Genomic DNA, 24353 nt, shown 5'->3' with positions numbered 1-24353 from the left:
AGCTGCGGGGAGGGCCTCATGCGGGAGCCGGTGGAGCTCAGGAGGCAGCGGATCCTGGCGGCCGTCGAGTCCCGGGGCTCGGCGCGGGTGAGCGACCTCGCCGCCGAACTCCAGGTGTCGGTGGTGACGGTGCGGCGGGACGTGGAGGAGCTGGCCCGCGAGGGCCGGCTGCGGCGCGGCCACGGCGTGGTGCGCTCCGCCCTCGCCGCCCAGGACCCGCCGGCGGCCCCGGCGCCCGGCGGCGAGGCGGTGGCCGTCGTCGTCCCGGAGCGGCACAGCTACCTGTACGAGTCGCTGCACGGCGCCCGCTCGGTGCTCGAAGCGGCCGGCAAGCGGATCGCGCTGCACATCGCGCCGCAGGTGTCCGGCGCCGAGCGGCCGCTGGTGGAGCGGGCCCTCGCGGACGGCGCCGCGGGCCTGCTGCTGGCCCCCCGCTGGCGTACCCGGGCCGACGAGGAGGGCGACTACGGCTGGCTCGCCGCGCTGGACGTGCCCGCGGTGCTGATGGAGCGGCGCCCCCGGCCGGGCAGCGCGCTGCACGCGATGGACTCGGTCTGCTCCGACCACGCCTACGGCGTCCATCTCGCCGTGCAGCACCTGGTGGGGCTCGGCCACCGGCGGATCGTGTTCGCCACCCGGGACGACAGTCCCACCGCGCGCACCCTGCGGTCCGCGTGCGCCCGGATCGCCGGCGCGCATCCGCTGGTGGAGAAGTGGGCGTGGGCGCTGTGCGCCCCGGAGGCCGGACACGACGGGCCGTACGCGCCGGAGGAGACGGCGGAACTGTCCGCGCTGCTGCGCGAGGTGGGGGCCACGGCGGCGGTGCTGCACGGGGACGTGGACGCGCTGATGCTCGTGCAGCGGCTGACGGACGGCGGTGTGCGCGTGCCGGAGGAGTGCTCGGTCGTGGCGTACGACGACGTGGTGGCCGGGCTCGGGACCACGCCGCTGACGGCCGTCGCCCCGCCCAAGGCCGACGTCGGCCGGACCGCGGCGGAGCTGCTGCTCCGGCGGCTCGACGCGCCGCGCGGCGGCGGGGGACCGGTGCGGCGGATCGAACTGCTGCCGGCGCTGAGCGTGCGCGGATCGACCCGGGCGTGGGCCGGTGCCGCCGGACGGCATGAATGAGCGTTTGAACGTTTTATTTTCCTCTGATCGCTCTATTGACCGTTTGTCGGTCGGGCATTGAGGATTCCCGTGTCCCGAACAGCCGTGTCCCCGGACACGCAGGAGCCGCGGGAGGCGCCATGCCCGGACGACCCAGCCGTCGGTCCGTGCTCGCCGCGACGGCCGCCGTACCGCTGACAGGAGCCGTGGGCGCCTGCAGCGGGGAGAACGGTGCCGCGCCGGCACGCACGGGCACCACCACGCGCATCACCTTCTGGTCCGCCCTGCGCGGCAGCCAGGAGGTGGTCGACGCGTTCAACCGCACCCACCGGACCGTCCAGGTGGAGTTCCAGCAGATCCCCTCCGGCGGACAGGGCGGCTACGCCAAGCTGAGCAACGCCGCCCGGGCCGGCAACGCGCCCGACGTCGCCACCATCGAGTATCCGCAGGTCCCCGGGTACGCCATCGACGGCGTCGCCCGCGACATCACCGACCTGGTCGGCGACGGCCTGCGCCGCAGGCTGCTGCCGCAGGCGCTCGGGCTCACCACCTTCGAGGGCCGGGTGTTCAGCGTGCCGCTGGACGTCGAACCGATGGTGATGCACTACCGCGCCGACCTGTTCGACGCGTACGGGCTGCGGGCCGCGCGCACCTGGGACGAGTACGCCGAACAGGCCGCGACCGTCCGCCGCAAGGCGCCCGACCGGCGGCTGGCGCTGTTCCCCACCGACGGCATGACCCAGTTCGCCGCGTACGCCTGGCAGGCCGGCGCCCGGTGGTTCGACACCTCGCGCGGGGCCTGGAACGTCTCCCTCGCGGACGCGCCCTCCCGGAGGGTCGCCGGCTACTGGCAGCGGCTCATCGACCGCGACGACGTCTTCGTGAACGCCGTCGAGAGCCGGCAGTCCGACGCCCAGATCGGAGGCGGCCTGGTCCTCACCCGGCTCAGCGGCGCCTGGGACGCCGGTGCGCAGATGAACGCGCGGCCCGGGCAGAAGGGACAGTGGCGGATCGCCCCGCTGCCGCAGTGGGACACCGCCGGCCCCTCCGTCGGCACGCACGGCGGCTCGACCTTCGCGGTCACCAAGGACAGCCGGCATCCCGAGGCGGCCATGGAGTTCATCGAGTGGCAGGTCTCCCACCCCGACGCCCTGCGCGCCCGGCTGTCCAGCGGCACCAGCAGCCAGTACCCGGCCGCACCCGACCTGGTCGCGGTGGGCCGCGACGCGTTCGACCGGTCGTACTACGGCGGACAGGACATCTACACCCTGTTCGAGCAGGAGGCCGAGAAGATCGGCGGGAACTGGCTCTGGGGCCCGCGGATGAGCGCGACGCAGAAGGTCATGCAGGACGCCTTCGCCCGCGTCGGCGGCGGCCGGGGCACCCTCGTCGAGTCCCTGCGCACCGCCCAGGAGGGCACCATGCCCGACCTCAGGGCCCTGGGCCTGTCCACCACCCAGCACAGCACCTGAGCCGACGAAAGGCAGGTGACACCCCATGACCACGACCACCCCGCCACGGGTGCCGGCCGGCGCACCCGGCGCCGCCGCACCGGCGTCCTCCGCCTCCGGCCCGCGCGCCCGCAGGGCCGCCGGACGCCGGCGGCTGACCGCCTGCGGCGTCCTCATGACACCGTTCTTCGCCCTGCTGGTCACCGTCTTCCTGATCCCCGTCGGCACCGCCGTGTACCTCAGCCTCTACGGCGACGACCAGCCCGGTCTCGGCTTCGGCCCCGAGCGCACCGTCTTCGTCGGCCTGCGCTCCTACGCCGCCGTCCTGACCGACCCCACCTTCCTCGGCGGCCTCGGCACCGTCGCCCTCTACTGCCTGGTCTACCTCCCGCTCCTGGTCGTCGGAGCGCTCGCGCTCGCCCTGCTGCTGGACTCCGGCGTGGTCCGGCTGCGCGCCTTCGCCCAGCTCGGCCTGTTCCTGCCGCACGCGGTGCCCGGCATCATCGCGGCCCTCATCTGGCTGTACCTCTACACGCCCGGCATCAGCCCGGTGATCGAACTGTTCGCCCGGGCGGACGTCACCGTCGACTTCCTCGGCATCCACACGGTGATCCCGTCCATCGTGAACATCGCCCTGTGGAGCAACCTCGGCTACAACACGGTGGTCTTCTACGCCGCCCTGCGGGCCGTTCCCCGCGAGGTGATCGAGGCCTCCGTGGTCGACGGCGCGGGACCGGTGCGCACCGCGCTCCAGGTCAAGACGCCGCTGGTGCGCGCCTCGGTCGTCATGGTCACGATCTTCACCCTGATCTGGGCGCTCCAGCTCTTCACCGAGCCCATGCTGCTCAGCCAGTCCTCCCCCATGATCAGTTCCCGGTTCTCGCCGAGCATGTACATCTACGACGCGGCCTTCACCCGCAACAACTACGGCCTCGCGGCGGCCGCCTCGGTCGTCCTGCTCGTCTGCACCGTCGCCCTGTCCTACGGCGTCACCCGCTTCACCAGCCGCGCCGACGTCCCGGAGGAGGCCCGATGAGCGCCACCGACAGCTCCCCGTTCCGTCCGAGGCTGCTGGGCCGCGCCACCGTCAACGTGGTCGTCGCGGTCTCCGTCCTCTACACGCTGCTGCCGGTGCTGTGGCTGGTCCTGGCCGCCTCGAAGAACCGCGACGCGCTGTTCGGCAGCGACCTGCTGTCCCTCGGCGGCTTCTCCTTCGTGCAGAACCTGGAGGACCTGTTCGCCATGGACGGCGGGCTGTACGGCCGCTGGTACGTCAACAGCCTGCTGTACGCGGTCCTCGGCGCCGCCCTCGGCGCGCTGGTGAGCGTCGCCTGCGGCTACGCCTTCGACAAGTACCGCTTCCGGCACAAGGAGAAGCTGTTCGGCCTGGTCCTTGCGGCGGTCATGGTGCCGCAGACGGTGCTCGCGCTGCCGCTGTACCTGATGGCCTCCGGAACCGGCCTGGTCAACACCTTCTGGGCGGTGTTCGTCCCGGTGCTGTTCAATCCGTTCGGCGTCTATCTGGGCCGCGTCTTCAGCCGGGGCTACGTGCCCGACGAGGTGCTGGAGGCGGCGCGGGTGGACGGGGCCGGCGAGCTGACCACCTACGCCCGGGTGGCGCTCAGGATGCTCGGCCCCGGCCTGGTCACCGTCTTCCTCTTCCAGCTGACCGCGATCTGGAACAACTTCTTCCTGCCCATGGTGATGCTGTCCGACCAGGACCTGTATCCCGTCAGCCTCGGCCTGTACCAGTGGAACAGCTCCGCGTCGGTCTCACCGGAGTACTACCCCGTCGTCATCATGGGGTCGCTGCTCGCCGTGCTGCCGCTCGTCCTCGCCTTCACCCTGCTCCAGCGCTTCTGGCGCAGCGGCCTGACCGCCGGCGCCGTGAAGTGACCCCGTTCGCACAAGGAGTTCCGCCGCCACCATGACCGAGCCCACGCCCGGCCCCCGCCCCCGCGCCGCACTGGCCATGTCCCCGGACGCCGCCTCGGCGGTCCTCGACGCCGAGTCGCTCGCGGCCCTCGCCGACCTGTGCGACCTCGCACCGCTCCCGGTCCTGGACGACCTGACCACGCCCCGCGCCCGCACCGTGCTCGCCGACGTCGACCTGCTGGTCACCGGCTGGGGCTGCCCGCCCCTGGAGGCGGACGTGCTGCGCACGGCGCCCCGGCTGCGGGCCGTCGTGCACACCGCGGGCAGCGTGCGCGGCCATGTCACCGACGCCTGCTGGGAACGCGGCATCGAGGTGTCCTCCGCCGCCGCGGCCAACGCGGTCCCGGTCGCCGAGTACACCCTCGCCATGATCCTGCTCACCGCCAAGCGGGCCCTGGAGAGCGCACGCGACTACCGCGCCTCGCGCACCCGGCCGGACTGGCTGCGCACCCCCCGTTCGGTCGGCAGCCACCGCCGCACCGTCGGCATCCTGTCGGCCTCCCTCATCGGCCGCCGGGTCATCGAACTGCTGCGCCCGCACGACGTCGACGTGCTGCTGTACGACCCGTTCGTCGACGAGGCCGGGGCGAGGGAACTCGGCGTCGAGCGCGTCGGCCTGGCGGAGCTGTTCCGGCGCGCCGACACCGTCAGCGTGCACACCCCGCTGCTGCCCGAGACCCGCCGGCTGGTCGGCCGTGAACTGATCGACTCCATGCGCCCCGACGCCGTACTGATCAACACCGCGCGCGGCGCGGTCGTCGACCAGGAGGCGCTCACCGACGCCGCGCTGGCCGGCCGCGTCCGCGCCGTGCTCGACGTGACCGATCCCGAAGTCCTGCCGCCCGGGCATCCGTTGTGGGAGTGCGACAACGTCCTCCTCACCCCCCACCTCGCCGGCTCCCAGGGCAACGAGTGGCGCCGGCTGGCCGATCTCGCCCTCTCCGAGATCGCGCGCTGGACCTCCGAAGAGGGCTTCCTCCACCCCGTACGACGCGAAAGGCTGGCCTTCCTGGCATGAGCGACCCCTTCGAACTGCCCGCCGACGACCACGACATCAGCCCCCGCACCGGTTACACCCGCGCCCACTGGGAAGCCGTGGCCGACGGGCTCCTCACGGCGGCCTGGCGCTGGAGCACCCCCGGCTGCGCACTGCTGGACCTGCCGGGACGCCCCTCCCGTTCGGGAGTGCGCTCCGACGGACTCGAAGGCTATGCCAGGACGTTCCTCGCCGCCGCCCTCCGCGTCGCGGGCGCGGGCGGGGACGACCCGCACGGCCTGCTGGAGCGGTACGCGAGCGGACTCGCCGCGGGCACCCGCACCCCGGGCCGCGACGACACCGAGTCCTGGCCGCTGATCCTCGACTTCGACGTGCAGGGCCAGCCGATGGTCGAGTCGGCGTCGGTCGCGCTCGGACTGCGGCTGACGGCGCCCTGGCTGTGGGAGCGGCTCGACCCCGGCGTGCAGGACCGCACGGAGGAGTGGCTGCGGGGCTCGCTGCGGCACACCCCGGCACCCAACAACTGGTACCTCTTCCCGTACACGGTCGCCGGGTTCCTGGAGTCCGTCGGGCGCGGTGACGCCGAGACGGCGGCGGCCCGGCGGCGGGCGCTGGAACTGCTGGAGGGCTGGTACCGGGGCGACGGCTGGTACGCCGACGGGGACGGACGCGCCTTCGACCACTACAACGGCTGGGCCCTGCACCTGTACCCGGTCCTCGACGCCCATCTGGCGGGCGACGAGGAGGCGTCGGCCCACCACGGCGGACGGCTGCGCACCCACCTGGCGGGCTTCGCCCTGATGTTCGGCGCGGACGGGGCGCCGCTGCACTTCGGCCGGTCGCTGACGTACCGCTTCGCCGCCTCGGCGGCCGTCGCGCTGGGCGCCGTCACCGGTCACACCCCGCTGACCCCGGGCGCCTCCCGGCGCATCGCCAGCGGCAGCCTGCGCCACTTCCTGGACCGGGGCGCGCTGAGCGCCGACGGCCTGCTCGGCTGCGGCTGGTACGGCCCGCACGAGGCCAGTCTGCAGGGTTACTCCGGCCCGGCGTCACCGTACTGGGCGTCGAAGGCGTTCGTCGCGCTGCTCGCCCCCGCGGACCACGCGTTCTGGACGGCCCGCGAGGAACCGGCACCGGTGGAGGAGGCCGACCGCGTGCTGGCGCTGCCGGCGCCGGGACTGCTTCTCCAGGCGACGCGGGCCGACGGGATCGTACGGCTGCACAACCACGGCAGCGACCACGTGCGCCCGCACGAGGGCGAGACGGCGGCCGAGGACGACCCGCACTACGGCCGCCAGGCCTACTCCACCCGCACCGGCCCCACCGCACCCGGGAACGTCGCCGACAACCACCTGTCGGTGGAGACCGGTGGCCGGCACAGTGTGCGCCGCCGCATCCACCCCCTGGGCGCGGGGCACGGCGACGGCTGGGGCTGGGCGGCCTCGTGGCACCGGCCCGTGTTCGCCGGCGGTCCGCCGATGGTTCCGGGCCTGCGGGTGGAGAGCGTGACGGTGGCGCGCGGCCGCCACGAGCTGCGCGTGCACCGCGTCGTGGGGGCGCCGGCGGGGGCCCGGGTCACCCACACCGGTTGGGCCACCGGCCCCGAGGAGCCGTTGACCTCCGCCCTGTACGGCCTGCACGGCTGGGACGACCCGTCACCCGGCCCGGTCCGCGCCCCCCAGGGCACGGCCTGGACCCCCTGGGCCCGCGTCCCGCGCCTCACCGGCAGTTGTGCGGGCACCTCCGTGCACGTCAGCCTGGCCTCCCTCACGGCGGACGCGGACGCCGCGCCCCTGTCGGAGGCGGTCGAAGAGGTCCGGGTGGACGACGGGACGGTCGAGGTCGCCTGGGCCGGCGGCACGGCCCGCACCCGGATCGCCTTCGATCCGGTGGAGGTGCGTCACACGGAGCGGTGAGCGGCCGGGGCGGCGTCAGGACCGCGCGTCGTCGCCGGTCCCGGGGGCCTGCCCGGTGCTGTCGGGGGTGGTGTAGAAGACCGACGTCCCCTGCTTGGTGCGCTGGGCCTGGTTGCGGGCGACGAGGCCCTCCAGGGTGCTGCGCACGACCGTGGTCTTGATGGCGCGTTCGGGGTGGGCCTGCTCGAGCGCGCCGGCGACCTCCGCCGCCGAGCGGGGCTCGTTCTGCTCATCCAGGTGCCGGCGGACGAGCTCGACCAGCTTGGGTCCGTCCGCCTTGGGCTTCTCCTCCTTCGCGGCGGGCGGCTTGCGCGTGGACCTCCCCGGAGTGGCGGACTTGCCGGACGCGGTGCGCGCGGCCGTCCTCCTCGCCCGCTTCGGCTTCTCCGCGCCCGACCTGGCCCCTGACGTGGCACCGCCCTTCCCGCGGGGCGCCGGCACGGTCGCGCCGCCCGGCACCGGGTCGGCCTCCGGCGCGTCCACGGCCTCCGGCGTGCCCACGGGCTCGGGCGTGCCCACGGCCTCGGCGGGGGCCGAGGCGAGGCCCAGCGCCTGCCGCATGTTCACCAGAAGGGTGTGGTCGTGCTGCAGCACGACCAACTGCTCCTGCAGCGCGGCGATCTCCGCGGTGACCCGCTCCTGCTCCTTGACGTTGCGCTCCAGATCACCCGCGACCTGAGCGGAGTACTGCGAGGTGAGGTCGGTGGCCGCGGTCGAGTTCCCGGACATGGCGGTGCCCCTTTCTGCCGGTGGGTTCCCCCGGTGGCCAGCCATGGTACGGCCGAGTGCGGTTGACCGTTTCTCCTGCGCGGTCATCGGTTGACGTTCTCACGCGGTACGGGGGGCGCGGCCCCGGGGGAGGCGGTGCGCACACCATCGACAAGAAGGGGTGGGAGGCCGGAGACGTTCCGGCCTCCCACCCGGTACGGCCACCGCCGCGCCGAAAGCCGTCCGCTGCCCCGACCCGGCGCCCGGCACGAGCGGCACGGCCGACGGCTCCCACACCGGCGCGGCCGGCGGCAGCCGGCTGAACCACGGGGAGGGCCCGGCAGGGACCCTCCCCCGGTGGATCCGCGCCGGCCCCGGCGGCACCGTCGAGGCCGGGCGGACCGTCCTCGAACCGCCCACCGGCCGGGAGGCCCGCACCCGGGCCCTCTCCGTCGAGGGCGGCACCTACGGCTCCCCTCACCACGCCGCCCACCGCTCCGGCCCCGACACCGGCAGCACGGTCACCGTGGACTTCCGGTCCGCGACGTCGCCGCGTCCGCGTCCGGGCGAGCGCCGACCCGGCTGGAACGCGGCCCAGTTGCCGGAGACCGGGGTCTACGGCGGTGACGACGGCGGCAACCCGGAGGAGCCGCCGATCGAAACCCCCTCCGCAATTCACTCGTTCGTGGCGACCCGCGCCAACGACCGGCAGCGGGGCGTCCAAGGGGAGTCCACCGGCCACCCCGCCACCCTCACGGTCGAACCGGGCGCCGACACCGACCCCAGCGGTGTCGTGGTCGAGCTCGGCCCCGGCGCGGGCGGCGACACCGTCACCCCCACCGGTCCGGCCGAAGGGGACGCACCGGTCGGGACCCGGCTCGCAGTGCGCGATCAACCGGCGGTGCCGTCCCTGCGCGGTGCTCCGTCCGGCGGGCCCGTACTCCACTCGGGGCGGGGCCCGTCACCCGGACGGACCCCCTGCCGCGCTCTTCCCGGGCGGCGCAGACGGGGGACTTCGGCGGACTCGCGCGGGGAGCTGACGCGTTTCCGGGAAGTCGAAGTCAGGCTGAGGACATGGCTTCATCGATCGACTGCCCGCCCCGTCCGCGTCACCGTGCTCCGTACCGTGCCGGCCGGCGGGCCGGTGCCTCCGTCCGTGTGCGCGGCCGGGCGGCGGCGGCCGTCGCCCTCGTCGTGCTGGCGGCCCTGAGCGGATGCGGGGCGGGCACCGGAACCACGGCGCGGGACGTCCCGGCGGGCGGCCCGCCGGGCACCGCCGGCACCGTGCCCGGCACCGCGCCGGGCACCGCCAACACCGCACAGGGCCGGCCCGGCGCCGGAGCGGAGGCGCCACCGCCCGCCCGGATCCCCGGCCTCGGCCCCCGGACCCGGGCGTGGATTCCCGCGAACGCCCGCCAGGTGGTCGTCGTCACCGGCTTCGGCAGGGACGCCAACCGTTCCCGGGCCGTGCTGTACCAGCACACCGGCTCCGGGTGGGAGGGCGGCCCGGCATGGCCCGCGCACAACGCCCTCAGGGGCTGGACCGACGACCACTGGGCGGGCGACCTCCGCTCACCCGTCGGCGTGTTCACCCTCACCGACGCCGGGGGGCTGCTGCCCGACCCCGGCACCGAGCTGCCCTACGACCAGTCGGAGGGGTTCGCGGTCGGCGGCACCGGCTTCGAGGGCGAGCCGCTGGAAGGCTCCTTCGACTACGTCATCGCCATCGACTACAACCGCGAGCCGGGCACGTCCCCGCTGGACCCGACCCGTCCGCTCGGCGCCGAGCGGGGCGGCGGCATCTGGCTGCACGTCGACCACCAGGGGCCCACCCAGGGCTGCGTCAGCCTCTCGGAGCGCCACATGGAGGAACTCCTGCGCACCCTCGACCCGGACCGGCACCCGGTGATCGTCATGGGCGACGCCGACTCCCTGGGAGAGTGAGCGGCCCGCCCGGCCGTGCCGGGCGCGGTGCGATGCCGGCTCCTTCGACACGGCTCCGGGCCCACCGCCCGCTGCCTCGCCGGGAACGGGACGGTCCGGGAACGCGGGGCGCATGAAGGGATCCGTTGCGCGGGGGCCCGGAGGCCGGGAAGCCCGGCCGGGAAGGACGAGGGCCTCGCCGGTTGCGGTCGTACCGTTCGCCCCTGCCGCCCCCCGCCGCCCTGCCCTCCCCGCTCTCGGTTCCACTCGAGCGGGAGGGCCCCCTCGTCCCCCGGGGGACAAGCCCCGGAGCCCCTTTCGGCGGGGGGCCGGGGAGCGTGGGCCGGGGGCGGGGGACGTCACTCCGCGTTCCGCAGCCGCCCGCCCTCGTCCCGCGGCGGGGGACGGGCCGCCGCTTCCCCCGCCGTCAGATGCTCCAGCACCTCGACCAGCTCCTGGCAGGCGCGCTCCACGGAGCGCCGGGTATTGCGCTGCTCCGCGATCACCGCGGACAGCAGCAGGGCGGTCAGGGCCAACGCCCCGTTGAACGCCTGGAGGCTGACCAGGACCTCCACTTCGGTCAGCCCTTCGAACGGTCCGACGTGGTCGGTCGCCGCGATGGTGGCCATGACGGACGCGAACAGGGCACACGTCATGCTGCCCGCGAGCTGGAACCGCAGGGCCGCCCAGATCAGCAGCGGGTAGACGGCGAACAGCAGACTGGCCCGGCTCTGCGTCGCCGGCGGTACGAGGGCGCCCGTGGTCAGCACCAGCCCCACCACCTCCTTCCACCTCGACCAGTGCACCGGCGCGCGCACGCGGTACAGCGTGAGCAGCATCGGGGTGACGAGCAGTACGCCCATGGCGTCGCCCACCCACCACGCCAGCCACACCACCCAGAGGTTCCCCGCCGGGAGGTCGCCCGTGGCCAGGAGGAGGACGGCGCCGGTGGTCGCGCTGATCAGCATCGCCGAGAGGGCGCCGAGGAACACCAGGTGCAGACAGTCCCGTAATCGGGTGAGATCGTTGCGGAAGCCCACCCCGCGGAGCAGGAGGTACCCGCACACCGGCGCGGCGGTGCTGCCGACGAGGACGCCCAGCGAGGGCAGCCGCAGCGAGGTGAGGTGCATGAGGATCAGCAGGGAGCCGAGTGCGATGCCCACCCAGCAGCGCAGCCCGAGGACCAGCAGACAGGCGACGGCCACGCCCGTCGGCGGCCAGACGGGTGAGACCACCGCACCGTCGATGCGGAGCTCGCGCAGCAGCCCCAGTCGTCCGCCCGCGTAGGAGCAGGCGGCGACGGCCAGCGTCTCCAGCACGAAGACGGCCGATGCGCGAAGATCCTGACGAGCCACCACACAGGCCATCAGACACCGGGGCCGCCGCGTCGGCGAGATGAGACGGGCGGGCCTGCGGCCCTACGGCCGAGTGGCCGGTCCGTCGTGCCCGATCACCATGACGGCCGCGTCGTCGTCGTGCCCCACCCGCTCGGCCTGCTTGATCACGGCGGCGGCGAGCGCGTCCGTGTCCATGCGCGCGACCGCCGCGATGCCCGCGAGCCGCACCACCTGGTCCAGCCCCTCGTCGAGGTGCATGGACGGGCCTTCCACCACCCCGTCGGTGACCATCACGAACACCCCGCCCTTGTCGAGCCGGTAGCGGGTGACGGGGTAGACCGTCCCGGACAGGACCCCCAGCGGAGGGCCTCCCTCGTCCTCGGTCACCCCGGACCGGCCGTCCGCGGTGGCCCACACGCACGGCAGGTGCCCGGCCCGGGCGCTCTCCAGCAGCCGGGTGGCCGGATCGAGCCGCATGAAGGTGCAGGTGGCGAAGAGATCCGGGCTGAGGGACAACAGCAGTTCATTGGTCCGGGCGAGGAGTTCGCCCGGTTCGCTGTCGACGGAGGCGAGCGCCCGCAGCCCGACCCGGACCTGCCCCATGAAGGCGGCCGCCTCGATGTTGTGCCCCTGGACGTCGCCGATCGACAGGCCGATCCGGCCGTCGGGCATGGTGAAGGCGTCGTACCAGTCGCCGCCGACGTTGAGCCCCTGGTACGCGGGCGCGTACCGCACGGCCAGCCGCACCCCGTCGGCGGCGGGCAGCCCCCTGGGCAGCATGCCGCGCTGCAGTTCGATGGCCAGTTCGACCCGGGAGCGCTGCACCTCCGCCTGCGCGCGTGCCTGTGCCGTCAGCGTTTCGAGCCTGACCAGAAGCTCGTCGCCGTCGTCCGTGGAGCCGGTGCGGGACATGGATCACTCACTCGGACGAGGGCACCCGCACGCGCGGCAGCCGCCCTCGATGGACAAAGCTCTCCTTCATATATGTAAAGGATGATAATCGGAATCGGTTCGGCCGAGCCAGTCCATGTCTAGGCTGTGCCCATGGAGCAGCGGGAGATCATGCAGCGGGGTGTGGGGATCCTGACCGAGGCCCTCGAGATGCGGCGGCGGCTCCGCGCGGACCCGGACGCCGACGTGACGGGGAGCGTGGCCGTCGCCCAGCTCCTGGAGGAGATGCTGCCGCGGATCCAGCTGCCCGCCGACGCGAGCGCGCGCGAGGTGGCGGAGATCGTCACCGAGAAGCTGGGCCCTGCCATCGTGCAGATCACCTCCGCGCTCACCTTCGCCTTCGTCCAGCTCGCCGAGATCCACGACGAGGGCCGCACCGACGTCTCCTCCGGCGACGTCCTGCGCTCGATCTCCCTGCACTACGAGACGGGCGGCGAGGGGTAGTTCCGGCCGACCCGCCCGTGCCCGCGGACAGGTGGCGCGCGCGCACTTGACGCCGTACGCGCCAGTAGCGATCCTCGCCCCATATCTTTGCGCCGGTCATGACAACTCCGCGACGGAGGGACGTGCGTAATGACCACGTATCGCACACGACGACACCTCGGGGTCGTATCGCTGCTCCTCCTCCTGCTGACCGCGGCCCTGGGCCCCACGCCCAGTTCCGCCGCCGACGGCGACTGGTGGGACCCGGTCGCCCGGCCCGCGCCCGACTCCGGGATCGGCGTCACCGGGGAGCCGTTCAAGGGCACGAACGCCGCGGGCGAGGTGCGCGGGTTCGTCGACGCGCACAACCACGTCATGGCCAACGAGGCGTTCGGCGGCCGGCTCATCTGCGGCAAGGCGTTCTCCGCGAAGGGGATCGCCGACGCGCTCAGGGACTGCCCCGAGCACTACCCCGACGGCTCGCTCGCCGTCTTCGACTTCCTCACAGGCGGCGGCGACGGCAAGCACGACCCGGTCGGCTGGCCCACGTTCAAGGACTGGCCCGCCCACGACTCCCTGACCCACCAGCAGAACTACTACGCCTGGATCGAACGCGCCTGGCGCGGCGGCCAGCGGGTGCTGGTCAACGACCTCGTCACCAACGGCGTGATCTGCTCCGTGTACTTCTTCAAGGACCGCGGCTGCGACGAGATGACGTCCATCCGGCTGCAGGCGAAGCTGACGTACGACCTGCAGGCCTACGTCGACGGGATGTACGGCGGGCCGGGCAGGGGCTGGTTCCGGATCGTCACCGACAGCGCGCAGGCCCGCGACGTCATCGCGCAGGGCAAGCTCGCGGTCGTCCTCGGCGTCGAGACCTCCGAACCGTTCGGGTGCAAGCAGGTCCTGGACATCGCGCAGTGCGACAGGGCCGACATCGACGCCGGACTGGACGAGCTGTACGCCCTCGGTGTGCGCAGCATGTTCCTGTGCCACAAGTTCGACAACGCGCTGTGCGGGGTGCGCTTCGACGAGGGCGCGCTCGGCACGGCGATCAACGTCGGGCAGTTCCTGTCCACCGGCACCTTCTGGCAGACCGAGGAGTGCACCGGCCCGCAGGCCGACAACCCCATCGGGCTCGCCTCCGCGCCCGGCGCCGAGAAGGAGCTCCCGGCGGGCGTCGAGGTTCCGTCGTACGACGAGGACGCGCGGTGCAACGTCCGCGGGCTCACCGCACTCGGCGAGTACGCCGTGCGCGGGATGATGAAGCGCAACATGATGCTCGAGATCGACCACATGAGCGTCAAGGCCACCGGCCGGGTGCTCGACCTCTTCGAGGCCGAGTCCTACCCCGGCGTCCTCTCCTCGCACAGCTGGATGGACCTCGACTGGACCGAACGGGTCTACGGCCTCGGCGGGTTCGTCGCCCAGTACATGCACGGCTCGGAGGACTTCGTCGCCGAGGCGGACCGCACCGGGGCACTGCGCGACACGTACGGAGTGGGCTACGGCTACGGCACGGACATGAACGGCGTCGGCGGCTGGCCGGCCCCGCGCGGCGCGGACGCACCCGACGCCGTCACCTACCCCTTCCGCAGCGCCGACGGCGGCTCCGTGCTCGACCGGCAGACCACCGGTGAACGCATCTGGGACCTGAACACCGACGGAGCCGCGCACTACGGCCTCGTCCCCGACTGGATCGAGGACATCCGGCGCGTCGGCGGGCAGCACGTGGTGGACGACCTCTTCAAGGGCGCCGAGTCCTACCTCGACACCTGGGGCGCCGCCGAGCGGCACCGGGCCGCGGTGAACCTCGCCGACGGCGCGTCCGCCACGGCCAGTTCGACGGAATGGAACCCGTTCACCAGCTACGCGCCCGGCCGGGCCGTGGACGGCGACCGGGGCACCCGGTGGGCCAGTGACTGGAGCGACGGCCAGTGGCTGGGCATCGACCTCGGCGCCACCCACCGGGTCGGGCGCGTCACCCTGGACTGGGAACGCGCGTACGGCAGGTCGTACCGCATCGAGCTGTCCGCCGACGGCACCGACTGGCGCACCGTCTGGTCCACCGCCTCCGGCGACGGCGGCCTGGACACGGCCGTGTTCACCCCCTCACCCGCCCGCCATCTCCGCGTCCGGTTCCTGGAGCGGGGGACCGAGTGGGGGTACTCGATCGGCGAGGTCGGCGTCCACGGCCGCTGACCGCGTGCCCGACCGCCCTGCGGCGGAGCACGGCTGACGAGCTCGCGCACCACGCCGAGCGTCACCACCCGGCGGCCCGCCCGCTACCGGGTCACCGTCGACGGCGAGGAGCACCCGCACACCGGGTGCACCGTGGTGGCCGCCGGCTCCGGCCACCACGGCTCCGGCCGCGTCATCGCCCACGGCGGCACCGGCCACGGCCTCGACCGCCCCACCCGCCGGAGGCCGTACGACCGCGCGGCGGGCACGCGCCGCGGAGGAATCCGGCGCCGGCGGGGAACCCGTACGCGGGGCACCGCGCCGCAGGGCGCCGGAACCGGGCCGGTGCCGCGTCCGCCCGGAGCCCGGAGTCCGTACCCACCGCGAGGAGAGGTGCCATGACCCCGCACGAACTGTCGACCTTCGGCCACGGCACCGCCGGCCGGGACGCCCTGGCCCGGCTGCTGCGCGACGCGGGGATCGCCGCCGTCGTGGACGTCCGGATCGGCCCCGGCAGCCGCCGCGATCCCGACCTGGCGCGGACACGGCTGGCCGAATGGCTGCCCGGGGCGGGCATCGCCTACCGCTGGGAACGGGACCTGGGCGGCTTCCGCGCACCGCCGCCCGACTCGCCCGACACCGTCTGGCGCAACGACTCCTTCCGCGGCTACGCCGCCCACACCCGCACCCCCGGGTTCGGCGCCGCGATGGACGCCCTGCTGGAACAGGCGGCCCGCGAGCCGACCGCGGTGATGTGCGCCGAGGCCGTGTGGTGGCGGTGCCACCGGCGGCTCATCGCCGACTTCGCCGTCCTGGCCCGCGGCGTCCCCGTGCGTCACCTGATGCACGACGGACGCCGCACACGGCACGTCCCCACACCGGGCGCACGTCTGCGCGACGACGGACTGCTGGTCTACGACGACACCGAGGCCGCCGCACGCTGAACGGCGGCGCGACGCAACTCGGGAGTCACCCGCCGTTACCGGACGCGACCCAAGACTGGACCTGTTCGTTCCCTGGAATTATTCGTGTCTTGGGCTATAGGTTCGGCGCATGACCGCATCCCGGCCGCCGACCACCGCCGAGGAGCTCCGCGGAGCGGGCCTGCGCGCGACGGCCGCCCGCGTCGCCCTCCTCGACACCGTCCGCCAGGGCGGCCACCTCGGAGTCGAGGCGATCGCCTCCGAAGTGCGCCGGCGCACGGGGCATGTCTCCCTGCAGGCGGTGTACGAGGCGCTGCACGCGCTCACCGGGGCGGGGCTCGTGCGCCGTATCGAGCCGGCCGGCAGCCCCGCCCGCTACGAGGGCCGGGTCGGGGACAACCACCACCACGTGGTGTGCCGTTCCTGCGGCGTCGTCGCCGACGTCGACTGCACGGTCGGTGACGCGCCCTGTCTGACCGCGTCCGGCGGTCACGGTTTCGCGATCGACGAGGCCGAGGTCGTCTTCTGGGGCCTGTGCCCCGACTGCTCCCCCTCCCGCAGCAGCTGAACTGCGCGAACTCTTTCGCCCGGAAGGACTCCCATGACCGAGAACCACGACGCGATCGTCACCGAACCCAAGACGGAGGAAGCGGGTGGCTGCCCGGTCGCGCACGGGCGCGCCCCGCACCCCACCCAGGGCGGCGGAAACCGCCAGTGGTGGCCCGAGCGCCTCAACCTGAAGATCCTCGCCAAGAACCCGGCCGTGGCGAATCCGCTCGGCGAGGACTTCGACTACGCCGAGGCGTTCTCGGCCCTCGACCTTCCGGCGGTGAAGCGGGACATCGCCGAGGTGCTGACCACCTCGCAGGACTGGTGGCCGGCCGACTTCGGCCACTACGGCCCCCTCATCGTCCGGATGGCCTGGCACAGCGCGGGCACCTACCGCATCAGCGACGGCCGCGGCGGCGCCGGGGCCGGTCAGCAGCGCTTCGCCCCGCTCAACAGCTGGCCGGACAACGCCAACCTTGACAAGGCCCGCCGCCTGCTGTGGCCGGTCAAGAAGAAGTACGGCAAGAGCCTGTCCTGGGCCGACCTGCTGATCCTCTCCGGCAACGTCGCCCTGGAGTCGATGGGCTTCACGACCTTCGGCTTCGCCGGCGGCCGCGCCGACGTCTGGGAGCCGGAGGAGGACGTCTACTGGGGCCCCGAGTCCACCTGGCTCGGCGACGAGCGCTACACCGGCGACCGCGAGCTGGAGAACCCGCTGGGCGCCGTCCAGATGGGCCTCATCTACGTCAACCCCGAGGGCCCGAACGGCAACCCGGACCCGATCGCCTCGGCCCGCGACATCCGCGAGACGTTCCGCCGCATGGCGATGAACGACGAGGAGACCGTCGCCCTGATCGCGGGCGGCCACACCTTCGGCAAGACCCACGGCGCGGGCCCGGCCGACCACGTCGGCCCCGACCCGGAGGCCGCCGGCCTCGAGGAGCAGGGGCTGGGCTGGAAGAGCACCTTCGGCACCGGCAAGGGCGGTGACACGATCACCAGCGGCCTCGAGGTGACGTGGACCAACACCCCGACGACCTGGGACAACAGCTTCTTCGAGATCCTCTTCGGCTACGAGTGGGAGCTGTTCAGGAGCCCCGCGGGCGCCCACCAGTGGCGGCCGAAGGACGGCGCGGGGGCGGGCACCGTGCCCGACGCCCACGATCCGTCGAAGAGCCACCAGCCGACGATGCTGACCACGGACCTCGCGCTCCGCTTCGACCCGGTCTACGGACCGATCTCCCGGCGCTTCCTGGAGAACCCGGACGAGTTCGCGGACGCCTTCGCCCGCGCCTGGTTCAAGCTCACCCACCGCGACATGGGTCCCAAGTCGCTGTACCTCGGCCCGGAGGTGCCCGCCGAGACCCTGCTGTGGCAGGACCCGCTGCCGGAGCGCACCCACGACCTGATCGACGCCGCGGACGTCGCCGCCCTCAAGGAGCAGATCCTCGCCTCGGGCCTGTCGGTGTCCGACCTGGTGTCGACGGCGTGGGCGTCGGCCTCGTCCTTCCGCGGCAGCGACAAGCGCGGCGGCGCCAACGGCGCGCGCATCCGCCTGGAGCCCCAGCGCGGCTGGGAGGCCAACGACCCCGACCGGCTGGCGACTGTGCTGCGCACCCTGGAGGGCGTCCGGGAGTCCTTCGACGCCGCCCAGTCCGGCGGCAAGCGGGTCTCGCTCGCCGACCTGATCGTGCTGGCCGGTGCCGCGGGCGTCGAGAAGGCCGCCAGGGACGCCGGCTTCGACATCGAGGTCCCGTTCACGCCGGGCCGCGTGGACGCGTCGCAGGAGGAGACGGACACCGAGTCGTTCGCCGCCCTCGAGCCCACCGCCGACGGCTTCCGCAACTACCTCGGCAAGGGCAACCGCCTGCCCGCCGAGTTCCTGCTGCTGGACAAGGCCAACCTGCTGACCCTGAGCGCCCCCGAGATGACCGTCCTCGTCGGCGGCCTGCGGGTCCTGGGCGCGACCCACCAGCAGTCCTCGCTCGGCGTGTTCACCACGGCCCCCGGCACCCTGACCAACGACTTCTTCGTCAACCTGCTCGACCTGGGCACCACGTGGAAGTCGACGTCCGAGGACCAGACCACGTTCGAGGGCCGCGACACGGCCACCGGCGAGGTCAAGTGGACCGGCACCCGTGCCGACCTCGTGTTCGGATCGAACTCCGAGCTGCGCGCGCTCGCGGAGGTCTACGCGAGCGACGACGCCGGGGAGAAGTTCGTGAAGGACTTCGTCGAGGCGTGGGACAAGGTCATGAACCTCGACCGGTTCGACCTCGTCTGATCCCCTCGTCCCGCTGCTCCGGGCCGGCCCTCCGGGGCCGGCCCGGAGCCGTGCCGCCCCGAGATGCGCTCGGACCGTCGTGCCACCAGGGTGGAAACGAGCCGACCACCACCGAAGGAGGCGCCGGACATGGGCGAGGGCACCGACCGCGGCAAGGATCTCCACCAGGGCGACGAGGTCGCCTGGAGCAGTCACGGCAGCGAGACCACGGGCAAGGTCGAGAAGAAGATCACCGAACGCACCGAGGCGGCCGGGCGCACGGTCGCCGCCTCGGAGGAGGAACCGCAGTACGAGGTGCGCAGTGAGAAGTCGGGCAAGCCGGCGGTCCACAAGCCCTCCGCGCTCAGGAGGAAGAAGTGAGCGCGGTGGAACCGGAACGCCGGGACGAGACGTGGGACGAGTTCCGCGAGCTGGTCAACATGAAGCCGGCCGACCTCGAGAAGTGGCTGGCCACCGACGAGTCCCGCGGCGCGGGGCAGCACGGCGACGGCGGCGAGTCGACCGGCCACGCGTCCGGCCGCCGCATCGTCGGCATCCTCCGCGCCGGCCGGAAGGACCTCTCCGACGAGGACTACCAGCACATGCGCAAGGTCGTCGGCTACATCCGCCGCCACCTCGCCCAGCGTCCGTCCGGCGACGTACGCGACACGCGCTGGCGCCACTCGCTGATGAACTGGGGCCACGACCCGCTCGAGGACGCGTCCTGACGCCATCCGCCCACGGACATCCCGGAGCCCCCGGGGCCTTGCACCCCTGAGGCATCCGCCCCGGTGGGGCCGGCCGGTGAACACGACCGCCGTGCGCCGTCGCAGCGTTGTCCCCACCGCACGCGCCACGGCGTCACGCGCCCGCCCGCGACGCCGGTACGGCCACCCCGCCCCTCGACCGCGACCCCCTCGTGGACGGATGGGGGCGTGCCCGGTTCCCGCGTGGACACCGGCCACCTCCCGCGACGGCGGCACGGCGTGCACGACCGGGTGCTTCGTGGACTCCCCCTGCCCCCCACCTGCGGCGCGGTACGCCGCAGGTGTGACGGAGGGCAAACGGGCCATCAATGAGTGGAGCAGAGCCACTCGATGCGAGGAGCGTCCGCGTATGGGAACCGTCGTCCACGTCCCGCAGACCCGGGACATGATCGGAGAGGAACTCTCCGGCGACGAGGCGTTCGCCGCGCTGCGGCACTACGGGGGCCTGCGGCTGCTGACCGACTCCTTCGCCCGCTTCCGCTACGCGGACGGCTTCTCCAACGCGCGGGCGCTCGCCTTCCAAGTCGTCCTCGGACTGGTGCCGTTCACCGTGGCGCTGGTCGGCCTGGCGACCTCCGTGCACACCGAGAGCATGGGCCGGGTCATCGAGCTCACCCTCGGCCGGATCGTGCCCGGCGCCAGTGCCGACATCGTCGAGGACGCCTTCGAGGGAACCCGGCGCAGCGCCCACGACGACTTCGGGAGCGCGCTGGCGCTCTGGCTCGGCCTGGGCTTCGCCCTGCTGAACCTCGCCTCCGCCATGGGTCAGATCGAGCGGGGCGCCAACCGCATCTACGGGATCGAACGCGACCGTCCCTTCCCCCGCAAGTACGGCAGGGCCGTCCTCCTCGCGCTCACCGCGGGCCTCCCGCTGGTCCTCGGGTTCGTCGTGCTCGTCGCCGGCGACGCGGTGAGCGACGCGGTGGTCCGGGTGGCCGGGGGATCCGGCGGCGCGGGGTGGTGGACCGTGCTGGAGCTGCCGGTGGGGCTGGCGCTGGCGTGGGTCGCCTCGGCGGTGATCTTCCGCTGGTCGCCCCGGCGCAACCAGCCCGGATACACCTGGCTGGCCTTCGGCTCTGCCGTGCATCTCCTGCTGTGGGTCGCGGCGACGTGGCTGCTCGCGCTGTACGTCGAGGGAAGCGGCGCGTTCGGCGCCCTGTACGGGCCGCTCACCGCCTTCGTCGCGCTGCTGCTGTGGGCCTACCTCACCGCCGTCGCCCTCTTCCTCGGCATCGCCTTCGCGGCCCAGCTCGAAGCGGCGCGCGCCGGCATCGACGCGGCGGTCCACCCGGACCCGGGACCGGGCTCCTGACCGGCCGGGGCGAACACGCCGGCCCGAACATGGGCGTGGCGTCTGCGCGTTGTCGGTGTGAGGTTGCACAATGATCGGAAAAGGAGATCAACTCCGGCGCCGCGCTGGGTAGACGGTCTCGTATCCCGGCTCCGGAAAGGTCCTGCTGATGCTCGCCACCGTCGACCGCCCGAACACCCTCCTCACTCTGCCGACCGCGCGCCGCCGACCGGATCACCGTCGTGGCGGGCCGATAACGACCGAGTTCCCGACCGTCCCCTCCCGGCCGCGCACCCCGGCCGACACCACCCGCACCGACGTGCTGCGCATCATCTCCGACCCCCGTACTCCCACGTACGTCACCGAGTACGCCAACGGCCGCCGCAGGTACAGCTACTGGCGCCCGCTCGACTCGACCACCGGCACGGGGGGCTGCTACGCCGCCCTGCCCACCGCCGAATGCGACGAGTTGCACGCGGCCGGGCGGATCACCCTCGGCGAGCCCGTCGTCGACCCCAACCGCACGACGTACCGCGTCCGCCCCGCCGCCCGCGCCCAGTCGGCCGCCCGCGCCCAGTCGGCGACGCGCGCCCAGTCGGCCACGCGCGCCCCGTCGGCCACACGCCCCGAGCCGGTCACCCGCGCCCGGCCCGAGCCGGCACGCCCGGCACGGGAGCGCGCCCGCGTGGCCTGACCGGGGCGGGGCGGGCGCGCCGAGGTTCGGCCGTGCCTCGGGCATGCGGCCCGTGCCCGGATCCGTGTCCCGCTGCCGACCGGGGCGGCAGTGCGGCCACAAGACGCCCGAAATCTCTGCCCGCAACGCCGTGGGCGGACGCGCCGGTATTGTTGTCATGTACCTGAAGGGTTTTCGGTCTGAGGGTGCCCCCTGCCTTCCCTCGACCCGTACGCGGTGGGGGAGGAGGGCCCCCGCAGCGGCGAACAGGGCCCGGGCCTCGCCGACGACGGTGACGCGGGCGCCGGACACGCTCACCTGCCACCGCTCCCGAACCGCCACCGCCCGGCTTCCGCGTCCCGGGACGCGGAAGCCGGGCGGTGCGGAGGCGCCCGCGTCAGGCGATGGACGCGGAGATGACGGCGGACACCGCGAGGTTGCAGGACGCCGTCACCCAGACCGCCGGATGGGGTTCGGGCTCGACCAGCGTGGCGCCCAGCCGCCCCGGGGTGATGAGGTCCACCACCAGGAACGCCACGGCCATCATCACCAGACCCAGCACGCCGAACGCCGCGGTCGACGCCAGCCCCTTGCCGAAGTCCTCGTACGTGGTCCAGATCGACGTGAACACGATCCCGCCGATGCCGAGCAGCGAGGAGCTCAGCACCACCGCGGCGTTGCGGTTGCGCTCCTGCCAGATCTGCCGGCCGAGCTTTCCGGGCGTCAGCACGTCGACCAGGACGATGCCGAGGACCAGCAGAACCAGTCCGAGTGCGCCGTAGGCGGTGGCCCGGCCGAGTCCGTTGACGATGTCGCTCATGGGGTTGCCGGCTCCGTAGCGTGAGAGATCGTGAGTGATCGCGGTCGAGGGCGAGCAAAATGTAGCGCACCCGTTCGACACCCCGGTCGGGTGCCCTGTCGTGCCGTCCGGCGGATGCCGGCCGCCGGGCTCGCGGGAGACCTCGCACGCGATGGCCTGCCGGGGCGGCGCGGCGGTCCGGAAAGGGACCTGCCCGGTGCCGCCGCCGGGGAGTCATGCCGGCGCGCATCCGGGGCATCAGAAGTCCACCGGACGGGCCGAGAAGGAGAACCAGCCATGAGCAGGGGCAGCCGCACTCTCATCGCCATGTACGCCGTCGTCGCCCTCTGGCTCTCCTTCTGCGCCGTGCGGACCTGGGGCACCGTCCCCCTCTGGACCACCCTCGCGATGGTGGTCGCCTCGCTCGCTCCCGTGATCGGTGTCGTGCGGGAGACCGTCATCGCCGACGAACGGCGCACCGTCGCCGTCCTGCGGGAACGGGAGGGGCGCCGGGCGGCGTGGCGCGACGCGGCGGCCGCCGCGCTCGCACGGGCCGAGGTGGAGGCCGCGTGCTGCGAACGCTGGTGGACGTCGTGCGCGACCGAGCACGACCCCGGCTGCGCACACCGGACCTCGTGGGGCACAACGGCGTGAACGGGGCCCGGGCCGCGGCCCGGACGTCGCACCGGCGATTCCTGGTCCGTACCAGGTACTTGACGCCCTCTTGTCCCACTCCTTGAATCAAGTGGTTGCACGTCCCCCCACAACCTCGGTCGGCGCGCCCGTGCATCCGGGGCGCCGTACGGAAAGGGAGAGCCATGTCCTCTCCGCGCAGACTCCGCACCTGGCTGATCGCCGCCGTGTCCGCCGCGCTGGTCGCGTCCGGTGCGGCAGGGACCGCGACGGCGGAACCGGCCGGTGCCACCGCCGCGGCGGCCGTGACGTTCTCGGACACCTTCGACGGGCCCGCCGGCGCGGCGGTCGACTCCTCGAAGTGGCAGACCGAGACCGGCGACAACGTCAACAACCACGAGCGGCAGTACTACACGGCCGGCACCGGGAACGCCGCCCTGGACGGCCGGGGACATCTGGTGATCACGGCCCGCAAGGAGAACCCGGCCGGCTACCAGTGCTGGTACGGCACCTGCCAGTACACCTCGGCCCGGCTCAACACCTCCGGCAGGTTCACCGCGCAGTACGGTCACGTCGAGGCGCGGATGAAGGTCCCGCGCGGGCAGGGCATGTGGCCCGCGTTCTGGATGCTGGGCACGCCGGTCGACTGGCCGGACTCGGGCGAGATCGACATCATGGAGAACGTCGGCTTCGAACCCTCCACGGTGCACGGCACGATCCACGGCCCCGGCTACTCCGGTTCCGGCGGCATCGGCGCCGGCTACACGCTGCCGGGCGGCCAGGCCTTCGCGGACGCCTTCCACACCTTCGCCGTCGACTGGGCACCGGACTCGATCACCTGGTCCGTCGACGGGAACGTCTACCAGCGGCGCACCCCCGCCGACCTCGGCGGCAAGCAGTGGGTGTTCAACAAGCCGTACTTCCTGATCCTGAACCTGGCGGTGGGCGGCTACTGGCCCGGGGACCCGGACGGCTCGACCGTCTTCCCGCAGCAACTCGTGGTGGACCACGTGTCGGTGACGACCGGTGACTCCCCGGCCGGCGGCGCGATCCGCGGCCTGGCCGGCAAGTGCGTGGACGTGGCGGGCGCCGGCACCGCCGACGGCACCCCCGTACAGCTCTACGACTGCAACGGCACCGCCGCGCAGAACTGGACCGTGGGCGGCGACGGCACGATCCGCGCGCTCGGCAAGTGCCTGGACGTCACCTCGGGCGGCACGGCCGACGGCACACCGGTCCAGCTCTGGGACTGCAACGGCACCGCCGCCCAGCGATGGGTCGTCACCGCCGCCCGCGACATCGTCAACCCGCAGGCCGACAAGTGCCTGGACGTGACCGGCAACAACTCCGCCAACGCCACCCGCCTGCAGATCTGGACCTGCACGGGCGCCGCCAACCAGAAGTGGACGGTCGGCTGAACCCGCACCCGTCCGGACGGACGCGCCGCCCCGGACCGGCCGGCCCGGGGCGGCGCGTCACCGCCGGCGAGTCCGTCCTGAACGACGCGGTACGGGTGGTGAGGTCCA

The 24353-nt window shown here is 73.4% G+C and carries 23 protein-coding genes and 1 pseudogene; 20 read left to right on the top strand and 4 right to left on the bottom strand.

The genetic code is table 11. The features are described from left to right. Positions 1–18: 18 nt before the first annotated feature. From ACFY3N_RS28805 to ACFY3N_RS28780, 6 genes are all read left to right on the top strand, one after another. Positions 19–1128 (top strand): substrate-binding domain-containing protein, encoded by a 1110-nt coding sequence (locus tag ACFY3N_RS28805; protein WP_390819684.1) that lies wholly within the window; start codon positions 19–21, stop codon positions 1126–1128. Positions 1129–1247: 119 nt separating this feature from the next. Further along, positions 1248–2579: an ABC transporter substrate-binding protein gene (locus ACFY3N_RS28800; RefSeq protein ID WP_390819683.1), complete on the top strand. Its 1332-nt coding sequence runs from the start codon at positions 1248–1250 to the stop codon at positions 2577–2579. A 25-nt stretch (positions 2580–2604) separates the two neighbouring features. Continuing rightward, positions 2605–3594, top strand: a complete 990-nt coding sequence (locus ACFY3N_RS28795; RefSeq protein ID WP_390819682.1) for a carbohydrate ABC transporter permease — start codon at positions 2605–2607, stop codon at positions 3592–3594. After that, positions 3591–4454, top strand: coding sequence for a carbohydrate ABC transporter permease (locus ACFY3N_RS28790; protein WP_390819681.1), 864 nt, complete (start codon positions 3591–3593; stop codon positions 4452–4454). Before ACFY3N_RS28795 ends, ACFY3N_RS28790 begins: the two co-directional genes overlap by 4 nt. 31 nt (positions 4455–4485) lie before the next feature. Then, on the top strand, positions 4486–5511 hold the full coding sequence (locus ACFY3N_RS28785) for a hydroxyacid dehydrogenase (protein ID WP_390819680.1): 1026 nt from the start codon (positions 4486–4488) through the stop codon (positions 5509–5511). Beyond that, complete coding sequence (locus ACFY3N_RS28780; protein WP_390819679.1) at positions 5508–7406, top strand: DUF2264 domain-containing protein; 1899 nt, start codon at positions 5508–5510, stop codon at positions 7404–7406. Before ACFY3N_RS28785 ends, ACFY3N_RS28780 begins: the two co-directional genes overlap by 4 nt. A 15-nt stretch (positions 7407–7421) precedes the next feature. Here ACFY3N_RS28780 and ACFY3N_RS28775 read toward each other — a convergent pair whose 3' ends face one another. Continuing rightward, entirely contained in the window at positions 7422–8135 is a 714-nt protein-coding gene (locus tag ACFY3N_RS28775) for a hypothetical protein (RefSeq protein ID WP_390819678.1), read from the bottom strand. 160 nt (positions 8136–8295) lie between these two features. On the opposite strand from ACFY3N_RS28775, the gene ACFY3N_RS28770 reads away from it, so the two are divergent. Further along, positions 8296–9324, top strand: coding sequence for a hypothetical protein (locus tag ACFY3N_RS28770; protein WP_390819677.1), 1029 nt, complete (start codon positions 8296–8298; stop codon positions 9322–9324). Further along, positions 9273–10058, top strand: coding sequence for a L,D-transpeptidase family protein (locus ACFY3N_RS28765; protein WP_390819676.1), 786 nt, complete (start codon positions 9273–9275; stop codon positions 10056–10058). The genes ACFY3N_RS28770 and ACFY3N_RS28765 overlap by 52 nt, the downstream gene beginning before the upstream one ends. A 338-nt stretch (positions 10059–10396) precedes the next feature. Here ACFY3N_RS28765 and ACFY3N_RS28760 read toward each other — a convergent pair whose 3' ends face one another. Both ACFY3N_RS28760 and ACFY3N_RS28755 read right to left on the bottom strand, forming a co-directional pair. Next, the gene (locus tag ACFY3N_RS28760; RefSeq protein ID WP_390819675.1) at positions 10397–11404 is read right to left on the bottom strand and encodes an MASE1 domain-containing protein; all 1008 of its coding nucleotides are present in this window, start codon (positions 11402–11404) and stop codon (positions 10397–10399) included. 51 nt (positions 11405–11455) lie between these two features. Next, complete coding sequence (locus tag ACFY3N_RS28755) at positions 11456–12286, bottom strand: PP2C family protein-serine/threonine phosphatase (RefSeq protein WP_390819674.1); 831 nt, start codon at positions 12284–12286, stop codon at positions 11456–11458. A gap of 132 nt (positions 12287–12418) precedes the next feature. On the opposite strand from ACFY3N_RS28755, the gene ACFY3N_RS28750 reads away from it, so the two are divergent. From ACFY3N_RS28750 to ACFY3N_RS28705, 10 genes and pseudogenes are all read left to right on the top strand, one after another. Beyond that, complete coding sequence (locus ACFY3N_RS28750) at positions 12419–12769, top strand: hypothetical protein (protein ID WP_390819673.1); 351 nt, start codon at positions 12419–12421, stop codon at positions 12767–12769. A gap of 129 nt (positions 12770–12898) precedes the next feature. Continuing rightward, a complete protein-coding gene (locus tag ACFY3N_RS28745; RefSeq protein WP_390819672.1) occupies positions 12899–14950 on the top strand; it encodes a discoidin domain-containing protein in 2052 nt (683 codons plus the stop codon). Between the two features lie 57 nt (positions 14951–15007). Beyond that, positions 15008–15130: pseudogene (locus ACFY3N_RS28740) on the top strand (diacylglycerol kinase family lipid kinase); the annotation flags it as partial. A 197-nt stretch (positions 15131–15327) separates the two neighbouring features. Beyond that, a complete protein-coding gene (locus tag ACFY3N_RS28735) occupies positions 15328–15873 on the top strand; it encodes a DUF488 family protein (RefSeq protein ID WP_390819671.1) in 546 nt (181 codons plus the stop codon). Positions 15874–15982: 109 nt separating this feature from the next. After that, positions 15983–16420: a Fur family transcriptional regulator gene (locus tag ACFY3N_RS28730; RefSeq protein ID WP_390819670.1), complete on the top strand. Its 438-nt coding sequence runs from the start codon at positions 15983–15985 to the stop codon at positions 16418–16420. Positions 16421–16453: 33 nt separating this feature from the next. Further along, positions 16454–18685, top strand: coding sequence for a catalase/peroxidase HPI (gene katG, locus ACFY3N_RS28725; protein WP_390819669.1), 2232 nt, complete (start codon positions 16454–16456; stop codon positions 18683–18685). 129 nt (positions 18686–18814) lie between these two features. Then, positions 18815–19045, top strand: coding sequence for a DUF2945 domain-containing protein (locus ACFY3N_RS28720; protein WP_390819668.1), 231 nt, complete (start codon positions 18815–18817; stop codon positions 19043–19045). A 5-nt stretch (positions 19046–19050) separates the two neighbouring features. Then, a complete protein-coding gene (locus ACFY3N_RS28715; protein WP_390819775.1) occupies positions 19051–19392 on the top strand; it encodes a DUF3140 domain-containing protein in 342 nt (113 codons plus the stop codon). Between the two features lie 388 nt (positions 19393–19780). Next, entirely contained in the window at positions 19781–20743 is a 963-nt protein-coding gene (locus tag ACFY3N_RS28710) for a YihY/virulence factor BrkB family protein (RefSeq protein WP_390819667.1), read from the top strand. A 148-nt stretch (positions 20744–20891) separates the two neighbouring features. After that, positions 20892–21416, top strand: a complete 525-nt coding sequence (locus ACFY3N_RS28705; protein ID WP_390819666.1) for a hypothetical protein — start codon at positions 20892–20894, stop codon at positions 21414–21416. Positions 21417–21792: 376 nt separating this feature from the next. On the opposite strand, the gene ACFY3N_RS28700 is transcribed toward ACFY3N_RS28705, so the two are convergent. Next, positions 21793–22215, bottom strand: a complete 423-nt coding sequence (locus ACFY3N_RS28700; protein WP_390819665.1) for a DUF350 domain-containing protein — start codon at positions 22213–22215, stop codon at positions 21793–21795. 276 nt (positions 22216–22491) lie between these two features. Here ACFY3N_RS28700 and ACFY3N_RS28695 point away from each other — a divergent pair, with 276 nt between their 5' ends. Continuing rightward, positions 22492–22848, top strand: a complete 357-nt coding sequence (locus ACFY3N_RS28695) for a hypothetical protein (protein ID WP_390819664.1) — start codon at positions 22492–22494, stop codon at positions 22846–22848. Between the two features lie 164 nt (positions 22849–23012). Then, positions 23013–24245, top strand: a complete 1233-nt coding sequence (locus ACFY3N_RS28690; protein WP_390819663.1) for a ricin-type beta-trefoil lectin domain protein — start codon at positions 23013–23015, stop codon at positions 24243–24245. Positions 24246–24353: the final 108 nt, after the last annotated feature.

The sequence above is a fragment of the Streptomyces sp. NPDC000348 genome, from assembly GCF_042898795.1.
GTDB lineage: Bacteria > Actinomycetota > Actinomycetes > Streptomycetales > Streptomycetaceae > Streptomyces.
This window is presented reverse-complemented; position numbering and strand designations above follow the sequence as displayed.